Origin of the sequence: Sphingomonas sp. 3P27F8 (assembly GCF_005502745.1) — a bacterium.
Taxonomy (GTDB): domain Bacteria; phylum Pseudomonadota; class Alphaproteobacteria; order Sphingomonadales; family Sphingomonadaceae; genus Sphingomonas.
Window position 1 is genome coordinate 72,593 of sequence record NZ_SCNL01000002.1, and the last position, 16,481, is coordinate 89,073.

Annotated in this window: 17 protein-coding genes; 2 read left to right on the forward strand and 15 right to left on the reverse strand. The window is 63.6% G+C overall.

All coding sequences use genetic code 11. From position 1 onward, the window contains the following. Positions 1-105: 105 nt before the first annotated feature. A complete protein-coding gene (locus tag FFS35_RS02925; protein WP_137785635.1) occupies positions 106-2,580 on the reverse strand; it encodes a TonB-dependent receptor in 2,475 nt (824 codons plus the stop codon). 207 nt (positions 2,581-2,787) lie between these two features. Between FFS35_RS02925 and FFS35_RS02930 the strand changes: the two genes are divergently transcribed. Beyond that, entirely contained in the window at positions 2,788-3,252 is a 465-nt protein-coding gene (locus tag FFS35_RS02930; RefSeq protein WP_137785636.1) for an Hsp20 family protein, read from the forward strand. A 111-nt stretch (positions 3,253-3,363) separates the two neighbouring features. Here the strand turns inward: FFS35_RS02930 and FFS35_RS02935 are convergent, their stop codons facing one another. The 13 genes from FFS35_RS02935 to rpsB all read right to left on the reverse strand — a co-directional run bounded on the left by FFS35_RS02935 (position 3,364) and on the right by rpsB (position 15,233). After that, entirely contained in the window at positions 3,364-3,696 is a 333-nt protein-coding gene (locus FFS35_RS02935; protein ID WP_137785637.1) for a PilZ domain-containing protein, read from the reverse strand. 44 nt (positions 3,697-3,740) lie between these two features. Next, a complete protein-coding gene (rpmE, locus tag FFS35_RS02940; RefSeq protein ID WP_137785638.1) occupies positions 3,741-3,971 on the reverse strand; it encodes a 50S ribosomal protein L31 in 231 nt (76 codons plus the stop codon). A gap of 97 nt (positions 3,972-4,068) precedes the next feature. Continuing rightward, complete coding sequence (fabZ, locus tag FFS35_RS02945) at positions 4,069-4,551, reverse strand: 3-hydroxyacyl-ACP dehydratase FabZ (protein ID WP_137785639.1); 483 nt, start codon at positions 4,549-4,551, stop codon at positions 4,069-4,071. Continuing rightward, complete coding sequence (locus tag FFS35_RS02950; protein WP_249341422.1) at positions 4,548-5,180, reverse strand: OmpH family outer membrane protein; 633 nt, start codon at positions 5,178-5,180, stop codon at positions 4,548-4,550. Before FFS35_RS02950 ends, fabZ begins: the two co-directional genes overlap by 4 nt. Positions 5,181-5,197: 17 nt before the next feature. Continuing rightward, the gene (gene bamA, locus FFS35_RS02955) at positions 5,198-7,894 is read right to left on the reverse strand and encodes an outer membrane protein assembly factor BamA (RefSeq protein WP_137785929.1); all 2,697 of its coding nucleotides are present in this window, start codon (positions 7,892-7,894) and stop codon (positions 5,198-5,200) included. A gap of 118 nt (positions 7,895-8,012) precedes the next feature. Beyond that, the gene (gene rseP / locus FFS35_RS02960) at positions 8,013-9,146 is read right to left on the reverse strand and encodes an RIP metalloprotease RseP (RefSeq protein WP_137785641.1); all 1,134 of its coding nucleotides are present in this window, start codon (positions 9,144-9,146) and stop codon (positions 8,013-8,015) included. Next, entirely contained in the window at positions 9,143-10,300 is a 1,158-nt protein-coding gene (locus FFS35_RS02965) for a 1-deoxy-D-xylulose-5-phosphate reductoisomerase (RefSeq protein WP_137785642.1), read from the reverse strand. Before FFS35_RS02965 ends, rseP begins: the two co-directional genes overlap by 4 nt. Then, entirely contained in the window at positions 10,297-11,052 is a 756-nt protein-coding gene (locus tag FFS35_RS02970; protein ID WP_283214514.1) for a phosphatidate cytidylyltransferase, read from the reverse strand. Before FFS35_RS02970 ends, FFS35_RS02965 begins: the two co-directional genes overlap by 4 nt. Before the next feature lie 32 nt (positions 11,053-11,084). After that, positions 11,085-11,816 (reverse strand): isoprenyl transferase, encoded by a 732-nt coding sequence (locus tag FFS35_RS02975; protein ID WP_137785644.1) that lies wholly within the window; start codon positions 11,814-11,816, stop codon positions 11,085-11,087. Between the two features lie 37 nt (positions 11,817-11,853). Further along, entirely contained in the window at positions 11,854-12,411 is a 558-nt protein-coding gene (gene frr, locus FFS35_RS02980; RefSeq protein WP_137785645.1) for a ribosome recycling factor, read from the reverse strand. After that, positions 12,411-13,142 carry a UMP kinase gene (gene pyrH, locus FFS35_RS02985; protein WP_137785646.1) on the reverse strand — a complete coding sequence of 244 codons (732 nt, stop codon included), beginning with the start codon at positions 13,140-13,142 and terminating at the stop codon, positions 12,411-12,413. Before pyrH ends, frr begins: the two co-directional genes overlap by 1 nt. 220 nt (positions 13,143-13,362) lie before the next feature. Next, positions 13,363-14,310 carry a translation elongation factor Ts gene (gene tsf / locus FFS35_RS02990; protein ID WP_137785647.1) on the reverse strand — a complete coding sequence of 316 codons (948 nt, stop codon included), beginning with the start codon at positions 14,308-14,310 and terminating at the stop codon, positions 13,363-13,365. 137 nt (positions 14,311-14,447) lie between these two features. Further along, positions 14,448-15,233: a 30S ribosomal protein S2 gene (gene rpsB / locus FFS35_RS02995; protein ID WP_137785648.1), complete on the reverse strand. Its 786-nt coding sequence runs from the start codon at positions 15,231-15,233 to the stop codon at positions 14,448-14,450. A 142-nt stretch (positions 15,234-15,375) separates the two neighbouring features. Between rpsB and FFS35_RS03000 the strand changes: the two genes are divergently transcribed. Beyond that, positions 15,376-15,729 carry a hypothetical protein gene (locus tag FFS35_RS03000; protein WP_137785649.1) on the forward strand — a complete coding sequence of 118 codons (354 nt, stop codon included), beginning with the start codon at positions 15,376-15,378 and terminating at the stop codon, positions 15,727-15,729. On the opposite strand, the gene FFS35_RS03005 is transcribed toward FFS35_RS03000, so the two are convergent. After that, complete coding sequence (locus FFS35_RS03005; protein ID WP_137785650.1) at positions 15,671-16,462, reverse strand: phosphatidylcholine/phosphatidylserine synthase; 792 nt, start codon at positions 16,460-16,462, stop codon at positions 15,671-15,673. The genes FFS35_RS03000 and FFS35_RS03005 overlap by 59 nt on opposite strands. Positions 16,463-16,481: the final 19 nt, after the last annotated feature.

Below are 16,481 nucleotides of genomic sequence, written 5' to 3' on the forward strand. Positions count from 1 at the left end.
ACCGGAGCATGATGGCAGCGATTGGATAGGGGGCTGACGAGCGATCGTCACGCAGGCGCCCGGGTCGGATCACCGACCCGGGCGTTTGTATTTGCGGACTGATCCTTAACGGACGCCGACCGACAAAGTCAGACCGAAGGTTCGCGGATCACCGGGCTGCCCGACGATAAGGCCCGTGCTGCCCGATTGCGTCGCGAGAACCTCGTAGTAATTCTGGTCGAACGCGTTGCGCACCCAGGCGAACACGTTGAATTTGTCCCCCTTGCGATACCCCAGGCGGAAGTTCGAAAGCGAATAGCCCTTGACGTCGGTATAGGGTGACGGCGACGGATTTGACGAGAAATCGGAGCGATAGCTGCCGTCATAGCCAAGATACACCTGCCCCTCACCGACCGGCACGTTGTATTCAGCGCCATAGCTGAACGCCCATTTGGAGACGCCTGGCAGCCGCTGACCGGAGATATCGCAATACGGCAAGCTGCTTCCCGGCGTTCCCGCCGGGGCCGGCGTTCCGACGATCTGACCGTTGACGATCGGGAGCGCCGTGCCGCCCGACAACTCCGGGGCACATGGCGCGTTCGTGAAGCGAACGTATTTCGCGTCGGTGAAAGCTGCGTTGGCATAGAGATTGAGGCCTGAGGTAGGCCGGAATGCCGAATCGACCTCGAACCCGCGCGTCCGCACCTTTCCGGCGTTCGCGAGATAGCCGCGCAACACCGAGAGCTGGAAATTGTTCACCGTCGCCTGATAGTCGGTTATGTCCGTCCAGAATCCCGCGAAGTTGATCGTGGCCCGACGATCGAGCAATTGCGTCTTGAGCCCGATTTCGAAATGGTTGACCTTCTCCGGCTTCACTGTCGCGGTTGAAAGGATCGGGCTATTATTCGGATCGAGCGGCAGACCGGAGAGATTGATACCGCCCGATTTGTAACTGCGCGCAATCGTGGCGTAACTGTGGATGTCGGACGAAAACTGATAGGACGCCGTGAGATCGCCGGATAGATTCCAGTTATCGAAGCTCGGCGTATAGCGCTGCGGCGACAGAACCGAGCACTGATCCTTCACCACGCTGCTTGCCGCCTGCGCCGCGGAGGTGCAGCTAAGAACTAGGCCCGCCCCGGTTGTGACGGTCGAGATATACGATCCGTCCTTCTTGTCGTAATTGAGCCTTGCGCCAGGAGAAATCTGGAACCGGTCCGTGACATGCCAGGTCAGCTTGCCGAACAACGCTGCCGACGTGTTCTTGAAACCGATCGTGTTGCGCGCGGTCAGGCCATTCAGCACTGCCGGGTTCTTGCCGTTGGCGCTCGTCGGATTGAGCAGCCACGCGCTGGCCGCCGGACCTTGCACCTGAAGCCCCTGCGTATCGATTTTCTGGTGGAAATAGAACACGCCTACCGTGTAGTCGATCGCGTGGGTGCCGTTCGAGCCAAGGCGAATCTCCTGGCTGTACTGATCCTGCTGTGAGGGGTTGGCCGAGACAGTGGTGATCGGCAGCCCGATGAAGTCACGATCGTTCGACGGGTTCCAGTTCCAGAACCGCCACGCCGTGACCGAGGTGAGCGTCGCCGGCCCAAGATCCCAGTTCACCACCGCGGAAGCCCCGCCTAATTGCTGCTCCGCGCGCAGCGGCGTATCGACATCGGTCACTCGATCGAAGGCGTCGGTCGACGGGACGCGGTATCCCGCTGCGGCGGCTAGTGCCGCATATTGCCGGTTGGTGGGGCGCTGGGTCGGCGCGACCCGCGCATAATATTGCACGCAGCAATTCGGCGCCTGGCGGTTATAGTCCGCGTATAGCGTGATATCGAGGTTCGGCGCCGCCTGGAACAGCATCTGCCCGCGCAGGCTGAGGTTATCCTGGCTGTTCTGCCACTGCTGCTGCGTCGTGTTCCAGATCGTGCCGCGGCGCGTGGTGAAGGATGCGGAGAGCCGCCCCGCCACGACATCGCCGACCAGCGGGCCGGAAATCGACCCCTTCCCCTGGAAAAAATCGTAATTGCCGCCGGTCAGTTCGAAGCGCGCCTCGGTCTCGAAGCTGGGCTTGCGTGTGGTGATGTTGATCGCACCGGCGGTGGTGTTCTTGCCATAGAGCGTTCCCTGCGGCCCACGCAGCACCTCGATCCGCTCGGTATCCGTGAAATCGAAAGTGGCGGAGGCGATACGGCTGTAATATACCTGATCGACATAGATGCCGACGCCTTGTTCGATCCCGTCGTTGGTGAGGCCGAATGGCGCGCCGAGGCCACGGATATTCGCGGCCGAGTTACGCGGGTTGGTCGAATAGAACTGCAGCGATGGTTGAAGCTGCGTCAGCCGGTTGACGTTATATGCGCCGGTATCCGCAAGCGCCTTGCCGCCGATCACCGAGATCGCGATCGGCACGCTTTGGACTGATTCAGCGCGGCGCCGCGCGGTGACGACGATATCCCCCCCGCCCTGCTGCGCTGGCCCGAGGCGGCCGGGTTCTTCCTGGGAGTCAGTCGATTGCGCGGGTGCCGGCGCCGGGGGGACGGCCGACTGCTCGACGGCCGGGGCGGATTGCGCGGCAATCGAAAGTAATGCGAGCGTGATCGACATGAGTTTTCCCTGATCCGATTCTATTGTCGGCGACGATGTACCGCGGGAATAAATGCCGACCAAGAAAGTAGGTTTTGAGCCTACCCGCTTGAAAACTTCATCACGCCTCCCATTTGTCGGTTGCGCGGCGCCACTGATCGGGCCGCGCGGGATGCCGCGATTTTCGGGCATCTCATGTCGTCAATTCGCTCAACTGGAGGATTTGATATGCGACTGGATCTTACTCCCTATCGCCGCTCGACGATCGGCTTCGATCGGCTTTTCGACCTGCTTGAGACCAACGCGCGCTCGGCTGCCGACAATTACCCGCCCTTCAATCTGGAACGACTTGCCGAGGATCGTTACCGGATCACGCTGGCCATCGCCGGTTTCGGTCGCGACGAGATCGACATCACCGCCCAGCAGAATCTGCTGCTCGTTTCCGGCAAGAAGGCGGAGACGCAGGATAACGGCAATTTCCTGCACGTCGGGATCGCGAACCGCAACTTCGAGCGTCGCTTCGAGCTGGCAGACTTCGTTTTCGTGGAAGATGCCCGGTTGAACGACGGCCTGCTCGTGATCGATCTGGTGCGCGAAGTGCCGGAAGCGATGAAGCCGAAGAGCATCACCATCAAGACCGGCGCACCGCTCGCTGCGGTCGAAATCGACAGCGGCGACGCCAAGGCAGCGTAAGAGCCGAACCGCGGATCGACGCCTCCTTGCTCCCTTTCCGAGGCGTCGCGGGCGTCCGGGCCGAGAGGCCCGGGCGCCTAATCCGTTAAGAACGGGCGGGCGCGGCTACGCTCAGTGCGCGGCGATATGGCCTTCGCGCTTGAGCAATTGTTCGAAGATCGTGGGATCGAGCGGCGCGTGAAAGCGGCAACCGGCCGCGAAATCGTCCGCCCACATCACGTCGGCGCCGACGCGGCCGATCTCCGGCAGCGTCAACCAAATGGCCATGCCCTTGCGCAGCGCCGAATAGGTGTTGAGCTTCGCACCGTGGATCGACAGGTCGATCACCTTGCACAGCGCCCGCGCGAGCCCCCCGGAGTTCAGGGGTGAATCGAGCGAAACCGGCGCGCGCTGAGCGCGGCGCCGGATATCGCTGGGTGCTGGTTCGAATTCCGCTGCAAACATGCCGGGCAACCTAGCCCGGCATGCCTAATGCCGCGTTAACGACGTCACTTGCGGAGCGTCAGCCCGCCACCGAAACGCTTGTTGAAACGCGCGACCTGGCCGCCACTGTCGAGCATCTGGCCACGGCCGCCGGTCCATGCCGGATGCGCCAGCGGATCGATATCCAGCTGCATCGTGTCGCCTTCCTTGCCCCAGGTGGAGCGGGTTTCGAACACGGTGCCGTCGGTCATCTGCACCTTGATGGTGTGATAGTCGGGATGAATGTCTTTCTTCACGTCGTCGTCCTTGAATGTGGCTGGTTTCCGACCAGCCCGAAAGGAAGCGGCGCGCCTAACGCAGGCGCGCCGTAAAGTCAAAACGATCGCTTGCTGTTCACGCCGCCTTGGGCGGGTCGGCGATCATCGCGGTGAAGTTCGCTTCGGCCACGACCTGTTCGTCGATCCTGGCGACGCCCGCGAACTTGCACACGCTGCTGCGCTTCTGCACGAACTCGACCTCGAGACGAAGCAGCACGCCGGGTTCCACCGGCTTGCGAAACTTCGCATTCTCGATCGCCATGAAGTAAACCAGCTTTCCGGATCCGGCGAGGCCAAGGCTTTCCACGGCAAGTACCCCTGCCGCCTGCGCCAGCGCCTCCACGATGAGCACGCCCGGCATGATCGGCCGGCCGGGGAAATGCCCCTGGAAGAAGCCTTCGTTGATCGTCACCGCCTTGATCGCCGCGATCGACCGGTCAGGAACAAGCTCCTCGACCCGATCGACCAGCAGCATCGGATAGCGATGCGGCAGCGCGGCCATCACCCGTGCAATATCGAGCGGGCCGACCGACCCGCTCGTCGTATCGGCCTCGTTCACCGTCCCTGTGGCTTCTTCGTGGCGGGCTGCGCGGGTGCCTGGGCGGGAGCCTGACCCTGCTGACCCTGCTGGCCGGGCTGCCAGTTCGCCGGGGGCGTGATGTTCACGCTTGGCACGAGGCGATTGAGCTCCGTGGTGACGTCGGCAGTGATGTCACCGGCCGGATCGAGGTGGACGACGTCGTTCGGGCCGAGCACGATGCTCGCACGCTTCCGGGTCGCCGCGGCGTCGATCGCGGGTTTCAGCTGCTGCTGGATCTGCTCGATCGCATAGCCGCGTGCGCGCGCGTAAGGCGTCGTCATCCGCTGCAGCTCGGCGTTGCCTGCCTGCTCCTTGGCCTGGATCGACTGGACCTGCGTCTGCAGCTGCGCCTGCGGCACATTCGCCTTCTGGTCGCTCTGAAGCTTTGCGACGAGCGGCTGCAGTTCGGTGGCGATCGCCTGACGGCGCGCCTCGGCCTGATCCAGGGTCGCCTTGTACGTTGTCTGGAGCTGGCCGGCAGCGGTCTTCCAGGCGTTGCTGCCCGCAACGGCACCGTCCGGATCAACGACGGCGATGCCGTTGACCTGGGCGTGCGAAACGCCCGCGAGCAGCGCGCCGGGTGCAAGCAGCGCCGCGGCGATCAGCATGGTCTTCTTGCTATTCATCAGAACTGAGTCCCTACGTTGAAAGTTACAAGCTTCTTGTCGTCGCCAGGCTGGGTCAACAATGCCTTGGCGATATCGATGCGCAGCGGGCCGAACGGCGATGTCCAATTCACGCCGAAACCAACCGAAAGGCGCGGGCTGGCCGTGCCGCCATAGAAGGTTTCCTTGAACGGCTGCGACGCGATCAGCGCGGTATTCGGGATGATGCCATTACACTTCCCGCTTGGGTCGGGCACGCCGGCCGCGCAAATCGTCGTGACCGATAAACCGGCGGCGTTTGTATAACTGAACAGCGGTTGCCCGCTTTCGTTGGTTTTCGGCAGGGCAAGCACCGTTCCGTCGGCTGCGACCGGGAAAACCGCTGTCGGCAACGGGCGGGTGATGCTCCACAGGCTGCCCGCCTGAACATAGATTGACGGCCGCAGCCCGAGCTCGCGCGCGCCCGAGCCGAGCGGAATTTCCAGCTCGAGGCGGCCGAGATAATAGGCCTTGCCGCCCAATGCGTCGTCGACGATCTGGTTCTTGTCGGTGATCAGCACCTGCTTGCCGGTAGAATCGGTCGTGTAATATTGCCGGATCACACGCGGCCCGACGCCGCGAATATCGAAGCCGCGGAATTGCGGCTCGCCCAGATAAAAGCGATCGGTGATGCGCACCGAATCGATGCCAGGCCCGCGGCTGGACTCCAGCGACTTGATGAAGCCGCCCTCACCCACCACCGACAGGACAAACCCCTTGCCGACGCCCCAGTATTTCGCGCCTTCCGCGCGCGTCCGGATATAGCGCACGTCGCCGCCCAGCCCCGCGAAGTCCTGGCTGAACGAGAAGCGCGATCCAGCCGTCGGCCGCAAGCGGCTGTTCAAACTGTTGTAGATTAACGAATAGCCGACCGATGACGTCCAGCGATTGCCAAGCGAATCGCACAGATAACGCCCGGCCTGCAGCGGATCGCACTTGTCACCCGGGCTATTGCCACGAATGCCGTCGCCGTTGAGATCCGTGTAATATGTTGCCTTGTCGAGCCCGACCTCGTCATAGGAGAGGCCGTAGCGGCCCGACAATGACCAGTATTCGTTCAGCGGCACGCCCGCGCGGATCTGGAAGCCGGTCGATGTCTGGCTGTATGTGGTCTGGCGATCCGTGCCGACATAATTGAACGCGTTGTAATCGCGTCGGAACAGATCGACGCCCAGCGCGATGTTCTTGTCGAACAGATACGGTTCGGTAAAGCCAAGCTCCACCGACTTGGAATAGGCCGAGTAATTGACGCCCGCGCGAAGCTCCTGCGCCTTCCCGCGGAAATTCGATTGGGTGATGTTCGCCTGGATGATGAAGCGTTCGAGGCTCGAATAACCCGCCGAAAGCTGAAGCTGGCCGGTCGCCTTTTCCTCGACGTTAGCCTCCAGCACCACGCGGTCGGGTGACGAACCCGGCGTCTGCTTGAGTTCGAACTTGTCCTGGAAATAGCCCAGGCTGTTGATGCGATCGGTCGATCGCTTCACCTGAAAGCTGTTGAACGCGTCGCCTTCGGCGAGGCGCACTTCGCGGCGGATTACCTTGTCCTGCGTCTGCGTGTTCCCGGTGATCTCGACCCGCTCGACATAGGTGCGCTGGGCCTGGCCGATGTGGAAGTTGATCGACATCGTCAGCGCATCGCGATCGCGCTGGAATTCCGGGTTCACATCGGTGAAGGCATAGCCGAACAGGCCAGCCGTCTGGCTCAGGCTGTCAACGGTATCCTCAACCTTCTTCGCGTCATACCAGTCGCCCTTCTTGATCGAGAGCGTCTTGGCCATGCCCTTGTTGTCGAAATCGCGGATATCGCTGTCGACGTTCACATCGCCGAATTTGTAGCGCGGACCTTCCTCCACCACGTAGGTGATGATGAAATCACGCTTATCCGGCGTAAGCTCCGCCACCGCGCTGGTGACGCGGAAATCGGCATAACCGTTGGTGAGGTAGAACTGCCGCAGCTTCTGCTGGTCATAGGCCAGCCGATCCTGATCGTAGGACGTGTTCGACGACATAAGGCGGAAGAACCGCGATTGCTTGGTCGCCATCGTGGAGCGAAGCTTCGAATCCGGGAACACCTCGTTGCCGATGATGTTGATCTGCCGAACCTTGGATTTGGGGCCTTCGCTGATCTCGAAGACCACATCGACGCGATTCTGGTCCAGATTGACCATCTTCGGATCGACGCTGGCTGCGAACCGGCCCTGACGCCGATACAGCTCGATGATCCGCGCAACATCCGCGCGCACCGCCGACCGGGTGAAGATCTGGCGCGGCTTGAGCTTGATCTCCTTGGTGATCTTGTCTTCCTTGAGGCGCTTGTTGCCCTCGAGGATCACACGGTTGATGATCGGATTCTCGCGCACGCGCAGCACGATGTCGCCCGTCTCGGCACCCGCGACCGTCACATCGGCGAACAGATCACTCGCATAGAGATCCTTGATCGCCTGATCGAGCGTTTCGTTGGTATATTGATCGCCAAGGCGCAGCTTGGTGTAGCTGAGCACTGTCTCCGGCTCGATCCGCTGCGAGCCATCGACGCGCAGGGTCTTGATCGTGCGCACCACTGGCGCCACGGCAGGCGCCACGGGAGCAGCCTGCGCCGGCGCCTGCTGCTGCCTGGCTGCGGGCGGCGCCTTGGGTGCGGACTGCGCGGCGGCCGCCAGGGGCACGCCGGCAAGCATGGTCCCGGCGAGCAGCAGCGCCACAGGTTGCGGGCGTAGAGTTGTCGTCAAAGCCTTCACCAATCCACCCCGAAGAAACACATATCGACCGCGTGTCGCGCGCCCTGCCCCACCTTGCTCACCCGATCAAGCCAGCCAGACTGCGCCACAAACCGAAATTGCCAAGATCATTGAACGTCACCAGCAGCATGAGAGCGAATATCGCGGCCAGCCCACCACGATAGGCCAATTCCTGCGCCTCCGGTCCCACCGGGCGGCGACGGAGAGCTTCTATCGCATAAAAGAGCAGGTGCCCACCATCCAGTGTCGGAACTGGCAGCAGATTGATGAACCCGAGATTGATCGATACCAAGGCGATCAGGAAGACGAACGCCTCCATACCCAGCGAAATCTGCTCGCCGGACACCTTCGCGATTGAAAGTGGCCCGCCCAGTTCCTTGACAGAACGGCGACCTGAAATCACCTGCCCTACCGTCTCGACCATCATTGACACGATCTGGCTGGTCTGCCGCACCGCGATCAACGGAGCCTCCAGCGGGCCGATCTGCCGTCGCACCGGCGTCGCGGCGCCGATCCCAAGCTGCCCGACGCGATATTCGTTGCCGAAGCGATCACGCTCTAGCCGCAGACCGATCATCGTCGTGCCGGCAAGCCGGGCGCCATTGCGCACGTAATCGATGCGCACACTCTCTTCAGGACGGATCCGCGAATAGCGCGCCATGTCATCGAAAGTTTCGACGGAGCGCCCGTTAAGCGCGGTGATGCGATCGCCGGGACGAAGCCCGATCTGCGCGGCCGCCGAATTGGGCACGACCACTCCGACAACGGTTGGCGTAACGCTCTGGCCATAGGCCAGCGCGAAGCCCGCCAGAATCAATATCGCCGCGAGAAAATTCACCACCGGGCCGGCGGCGACGATGATCGCGCGCTGCCAAACCGGCTTGGCCTGAAACGTGCGCTGGCGCTCATCCGCCGGCAGCGCGAGCCATTCGGCCGACGGCTGACTTATCGCGTTCATGTCCCCGGCGAAGCGGACATAGCCGCCAAGCGGAACCCAGCCGATCTTCCAGCGCATGCCGCGCCGATCAGTCCAGCCCGCAAGCTCGCGGCCAAAACCAATTGAGAAAACGTCACATTTAACGCCAAAGAAGCGCGCGGCAAGATAGTGGCCCATTTCGTGAATGAAAACGAGCGGGCCGATCACCAGCACGAATGCCAGCAACGACAGCAGAAGGCCCGGGGACTGAATCAAGCGACGCGTTCCTTCACACGCTCCGCCGCCAATCGCCGCGCTTCACGGTCGATATCCAGCACCGCATCGAGCGTTTCAGGCGCGGGCGGGTCGAAGCGCTCCAGCGTATCGGCGACGATTGCGGCAATTTCGAGGAAACCCGCGCGACCGCCCAGGAACGCCGCCACCGCGACCTCGTTCGCCGCGTTAAGGATCGCCGGCCGCGCGCCGCCCGCCTCGAGCGCGGCGCGGGCAAGCGCTAGCGCAGGAAAGCGCACCGGATCGGGTGCCTCGAAATCGAGCCGGCCGATACGCACGAGGTCAAGCGGCTCATTTGGCGTCACCATTCGATCAGGCCAGGCCAGCGCGTAGGCGATCGGGGTGCGCATATCGGGGGTGCCGAGCTGCGCGAGCGTCGAACCATCGACATATTCGACCATCGAATGGATCACAGACTGGCGATGCACGACGATATCGATCTGATCGCCGCCGAGCGGAAAGAGGTGAAACGCCTCGATCAGCTCCAGCCCCTTGTTCATCATGGTCGCCGAATCGACCGAGATCTTCGCGCCCATCGACCAGTTCGGATGCGCGACCGCCTGCGCTGGCGTTATATCGGCCATCTGCTCGAGCGAACGATCGCGAAACGGGCCGCCACTGGCGGTGAGGATGATGCGGCGGATACGGTTCGTCAGCCGCGCGTCGAGGCACTGGAAAATCGCATTGTGCTCGCTGTCGACCGGCAGCAGGGTCGCGCCATGATCGGCCACCGCCGCCTTCATGACGTCACCCGCGGAAACCAGCGCCTCCTTGTTCGCGAGCGCGATCGTGCCGCCGGCGCGGATCGCTGCCATCACCGGGCGCAGCCCTGCACAGCCGACGATCGCCGCAACCGTCACATCGGCGCCCGCTCCGGCCGCCGCTGTCACGGCGTCCGCCCCGCCCGCTGCGTCGATGCCGGAGCCGGCAAGCAGCGTGCGCAGCGCGGGTAGAAAGGTTTCGTCCGCGATCACCGCCACTTCCGCCCGCGTGCGGATCGCGGCCGCAGCAAGCTTGGCCACGTCGCTGTTGGCGGTCAGCGCGCGGATGCGGAAGCGCTCCGGCGCACGCTCGATAAGGTCGAGGGTCGAGGTGCCGACCGAGCCGGTCGCGCCTAGGATAGTTACTGATTTCATGATGGATAGAAATGCGGGATGATGACGACAAAGGCCGCGACCGGCGCGACCGGCACGAGTCCGTCGAGCCGATCCATTACGCCGCCGTGTCCGGGGATGAGCGCGCCGGAATCCTTCACCCCGGCGCGGCGTTTCAGCCAGCTTTCATAGAGATCGCCGGCCTGAGACAGCACCGCCAGCGCCGGTGTCGCCAGCGTCATCCGCCACGGCAGGCCGAAGCGCCAGTGCATGAACATCCCGAACAGGCTTGCCGCCGCTACTCCGCCAAGCAGCCCCGCCCACGTCTTGTTCGGGCTGATCGCCGGCGCGAGCTTCGGTCCGCCGATGGTGCGGCCGGCGAAATAGGCACCGATATCGCATGCCCAAACCAGCGCCAGCGCCCACAGCGTGAACACGAGCCCCTCATGCTGGCGGCGCAGGAAAACGAGCGCGAGCACGGGCAGTCCGCAATAGACGACCCCTATCGCAAGGCGCGACCGGCGCGACACGATCGCGACGAAGAAAGCCGCGCCGCCGATGAGGCCGAGCGAAAAGAAATCGTGCGGCACGATCGTCAGCGATGCCGGCGCCATCACCGCGAGCGGCACGGAAAGCGCGAATTGCGCCAGCCGCGTCTCGCGCGCGCCAGCATGATCGAGGCCGCCCCATTCGTGCAGCATCACCAGCGCGCCGACCACCGCGAGAAGCCAGAAGGCGATGCCGCCAAGCCACAGCGCGCCAAGCGCGATGCCGATCATTGCAAGGCCCGCCACGACGCGTTTCTGCAGGTCTGAGCCCTTCGCCGTCACAAGCCCCCGAACCGTCGCTGGCGCCGCCCGAAATCCGCCACCGCCGCCTCCAGATCCGCCGCGCCGAAATCGGGCCATAGCGTGTCGACGAACAGCAGCTCGGCATAGGCGGCCTGCCACAGCAGGAAATTGGACAGACGGTGCTCGCCGGAGGTGCGGATCAGCAAATCGAGCGGGGGGAGATCATGGGTTTCAAGTTCGCGCTCGACCATGCCAGCGTTGATCGCTGCCGGGTCAAGATTGCCGGCCGCAGCGCGGGCAGCCAGCCGCTGAGTGACGGCGATCAATTCCGCTTGTCCGCCATAATTGAGCGCGATCACCAGCAGCGGGCCGTTATTGTCCACGGTGCGTGCGATCGCATCGTCGATCAGCGACACCACGTCGGCGGGAAAGCGACGAAAATCCCCGATCACGCGCAGACGGACATTTTCGCGGACCAGCTCCGCCAGATCGGATCGGATGAACAGGCGTAGCAGACCCATCAGGTCGCCAACCTCCTCCTCCGGCCGGCGCCAGTTTTCGCTCGAGAACGCATATAGCGTCAGCGCCTCGATCCCCATCGCACGCGCCGCGCGGCTTACCGCGCGCACCGCCTCCACGCCGGCGCGATGCCCCGCGACGCGCGGCAGGAAACGCTTCTTCGCCCAGCGGCCGTTCCCGTCCATGATGATCGCGACATGGCGCGGCAGGCTACCGCCGTCGCTCACGAGAGCGGGCGCGCTACTCATGGACGCATCCATATCAAGACCGGACGGCGAGATGCGGTCACTTGCCGAGAATTTCCTTCTCCTTCGCCGCCGCCGCCGCATCGAGATCGGCGATCGTGCTGTCGGTCAGTTTCTGCACTTCGGTTTCGTGCCGCTTGCGCTCGTCCTCGCCAAAGACGCCCTTCTTCTCGTCGGTCTTGAGCGCGTCCATGCCGTCACGACGCACATTGCGCACGGCGACGCGCGCCTTCTCGGCATATTGGCCGGCAAGCTTCGCCAGTTCCTTCCGACGCTCCTCAGTGAGATCGGGGATGGGCAGGCGCAACGTCTGTCCGTCATTGATCGGATTGAGGCCAAGCCCCGCAGAACGGATCGCCTTTTCCACCGGCCCCACGTTCGACTTGTCCCACACCTGAACCGACAGCATCCGCGGCTCCGGCGCCGATACCGTGGCGACCTGGTTGAGCGGCATGTGCGCGCCATAAACCTCGACCGTCACCGGATCGAGCAGCGAGGTGGAGGCACGGCCGGTGCGCAGCCCGCTCAGATCGCCTTTCAGCGACTCCACCGCGCCATGCATCCTGCGCTCCAGATCCGCCTTGTCATAGGCCGCCATCACTTGGTCTCCTGTTCGTTGCGAACGACCGTCGACACTCCTTCACCGCGCAGGACGGCAGCGAAATTGCCGTGCTCGCGGATATTGAAGACGACGATCGGGATATTGCTGTCACGACACAAGGCGATGGCACTCGCATCCATGACCTTCAGATTCTTCGATAGAACCGTATCGTAACTTACTGATTCATATCGCGTCGCGGTGGACACCTGCTTCGGATCCGCGTCATAGACGCCATCGACCGACGTGCCCTTGAACAACGCGTCACAGCCCATTTCGGCCGCGCGCAGCGCCGCGCCGCTATCGGTCGTGAAGAACGGTGAGCCGACGCCCGCCGCGAAGATCACGACGCGTCCCTTTTCCAGATGCCGCGCGGCGCGGCGGCGAATGAAAGGTTCGCAGACCGATTGCATCGGGATCGCGGATTGCACGCGCGTATCGACGCCGATCTGCTCGAGCGCGTTCTGCACTGCGAGCGCGTTCATCACCGTCGCCAGCATGCCCATGTAATCGGCGGTCGCGCGTTCGAACCCCTGCGCCGCCGCCGCCAGACCACGGAAGATATTGCCGCCGCCAACAACAATGCACAGTTCATAGCCCTCGGCCTTCACGCCGGCGATCTCCTCAGCCACGCGCGCGGTGACTGCAGGGTCGATCGTCTTGCCCCCCTCGCCCATCAGGACTTCGCCCGAAAGTTTCAGGAGGATGCGTTTGTAGCGGGGGTTGGTCATGCGTTCCGAAACTGTTGGAGACAAGGCGCCGGACCTTAGGCGGGGCGGCATGAGGCCGCAACCATCGAATACCCGCACGTATCAGCCGTAGTTTGATAAACGTCACCCCGGCATGGGAGTCCGGGCATCGGCCTGATCGCTCTATCGCCGCGACGGCCAATGCCCCGATCCCCGCCGGGGTGAGATTGTTGCGAGGAAGGGCCGGCCTCCCCCGATATTATCAGGCGGCAGGCTCGGCCTGCTTCTGCGGCACGCCGGATGCGGCGGCCACTTCGGCGGCGAAATCGGACTGCTCCTTTTCGATGCCTTCGCCCAGCTGGAAGCGCACATAGTCCTTCAGCACGATCGCGGCGCCGGCGTCCTTCGCCGCCTTCGCCACCACGTCGCTGATCTTGGTCTTGCCATCCATCACGAACAGCTGGCTGACCAATGCATGCTCCTTGCGGTATTTCGCGATCGATCCCTCGACCATCTTGGCGATGATCTCGGCGGGCTTGCCGCTCTCGGCCGCCTTCTCGGTCGCGATCGCGCGCTCGCGCTCGATCTCTTCCTCGTCGAGGTCGTCCTCGTTCAGCGCCTTCGGGAAAGCCGCCGCGACGTGCATCGCAAGCTGCTTGCCCAGCCCCTGGAGCACGTCGTTCGACGCGTCGCTCTCCAGCGCGACGAGAACGCCGATCTTGCCGAGGCCCGGAGCCTGCTGGTTATGGACATAGCCGACCACCGCGCCCTGCGAGACTTCCAGCTTCTTCGCACGGCGAATGTTCTGGTTCTCGCCGATCGTGGCGATGTTGTTGGTCAGCACTTCCTCGACGGTCTTGCCGGCCAGCGACGCCGCCTTGATCGTGGCGATATCGTCGCCGAGTTCGAGCGCCACCGAAGTGACGTCGCGCACGAAGGTCTGGAACTGGTCGTTCTTCGCGACGAAATCGGTCTCGGAATTCACCTCGACCGCCGCGCCCTTCGTGCCGGAAACCTCGATACCGACAAGGCCCTCGGCCGCAGTGCGGCTGGATTTCTTGGCGGCTGCCGCGAGGCCCTTGGTGCGCAGCCAGTCGAGCGCCGCGTCGGTATCGCCGTTCGTCTCGTTGAGCGCCTTCTTGCAGTCCATCATGCCCGCGCCGCTCTTCTCGCGCAGGTCCTTGACCATCGAAGCCGTGATGTCGGCCATGTTCGTGTCCTCGATTTATTGATCGGTTCGTTCCGATCCCGCCGGAACGCGCTCCGCTTAATCTGGTGTCGCGAAGAGCGCCGACAAGCTCGGCCGATCGGAAGAGAAGGCCGGCCCGTAGGCCGACCGTGTTTCAGTTACGCGTCAGCCTGCACAGCGGGCTCTGCCTCGACGGCCAGCGCTTCCTCGGCTGGCGGCTCGGCGAGCGCGCCGATATCCGCACCGCCGCGCCGCTGCTGCTCCTGATTGCCGCGCGTGGAGGCGATCGCCACCGCCTCGCAATACAGGCGGATCGCGCGGCTCGCGTCGTCGTTCGCGGGCACCGGGAAGGCGATGCCGTCCGGCGACACGTTCGAATCCAGGATCGCGACGACCGGAATGCCGAGTGTGTTGGCTTCCTTGATAGCCAGCTCTTCCTTGTTGGCGTCGATCACGAACATCACGTCCGGGATGCCGCCCATGTCGCGGATGCCGCCCAGCGACAGCTCGAGCTTGTCGCGCTCACGGGTGAGCTGGAGCACCTCCTTCTTGGTCAGACCGGCGGTATTCCCGGAAAGCTGCTCCTCGAGGCTCTTGAGGCGCTTGATCGAGTTCGAGATCGTCTTCCAGTTGGTGAGCATGCCGCCCAGCCAGCGATGGTTGACGAAATGCTGGCCCGCGCGGCGCGCCGCGTCCGCGATCGGCTCCTGCGCCTGGCGCTTCGTGCCGACGAACAGCACCTTGCCGCCCGCCGCGACGGTGGACGACACGAACTCGAGCGCACGCGCAAAGAGCGGCACGGTCTGCGACAGATCGATGATGTGGACGCCGTTGCGGTCACCGAAAATATACGGCTTCATCTTCGGGTTCCAGCGATGGGTCTGGTGGCCGAAATGCGCGCCGGTCTCGATAAGCTGCTGCATCGTGACGACAGGTGCCGCCATAGGGTATTTCCTTTCCGGTTATGCCTCTGGGAAGCGGAATGACGATCGGCTGCAAGCCGACGCACCGGTGATGATGCTTCCCATGCGGAGTTGAGGGCGCGGCGTTAGCGCACCTCGCTGCCAAAAGCAATCGCTTGACGAAATGGAACAAACGTGGAACATGAAAAACCGAACAGAGCGGGAACGAGCGGTCGCTTGGAACCTCTGGACATCAATATGCGTCTTGATCCGGAACGGATCGGTGACGCTACAGGAGGCGAAAACGATGTTTCTTCTGGCAATCGCGATTTTTGGCTCCGCTGCCGGCGTCACCGCTTATGCCCTGCTGGCCACGCTGACGCCCAACATCGCGAAGATCAGATTCGCGCTCTTGGGGCAGTCTCGGCTGGCCGCCGCGCTCGCCGCGGAAATGCCGCGCCTGGAAAAGCGCTCGGCGGTCAGGCGCCGGTCGGGTCCGCAGCCTCGGTCGACAGCGCCGCTGCGCGCTGCCGCCTGATCCGCGCATAGTTCGCGATGCTGAACGGCATCGAGAGAAGGTATGCGATGCATAATGCCGTGGCGGTGTGCCATGGGGTCGACACTGCGGCGGCGCCAAGCACCACCACCCCCGCCAGCACTTCGAAGCGAATGTTCCTGCGGAGGCGGAGCGAACCCCAGGAATAGGTGGCGAGACTGGAGATCATCAGCAACGCCACCAGCGCGGTCCATGGCGCGACAAGATACGGGGACCGCAGCCAGGTCTCGCCCGTCCAGAACCAGAGGAACATCGGCAGCAACGCGAGGCCCGCACCGGCAGGCGCAGGCACGCCGGTGAGGAAGCCGGCGGATTTGTGCGGCTGCTCCGTCACGTCGATGTTGGCGTTGAACCGCGCGAGGCGGAGCGCGCAGAACACCGCCAGCATAAGCGCCGCGGTCCACCCGAATCGCGGCAGCGCTGACAGGGACCACAGATAAAGGATCAGCGCGGGCGATACGCCGAACGAGATCGCGTCGGCGAGCGAATCGAGTTCCGCGCCAAACCGGCTTTGGCCGCGCAGCATCCGCGCGATGCGTCCATCCAGCCCGTCCAGCACCCCGGCGAGCAGGATCATCGCGACGGCGAGTTCCCACCACCCCGAAACAGCAAACCGCACACCGGAAAGCCCCGAACACAGCCCAAGCGCGGTGACCGCATTGGGCAGCACCGCACGCAGCGGCAGTCCGCGCAGCCGGCGCTGCGGCTGTCTCACCGGTAATCGCCCCGTCGCG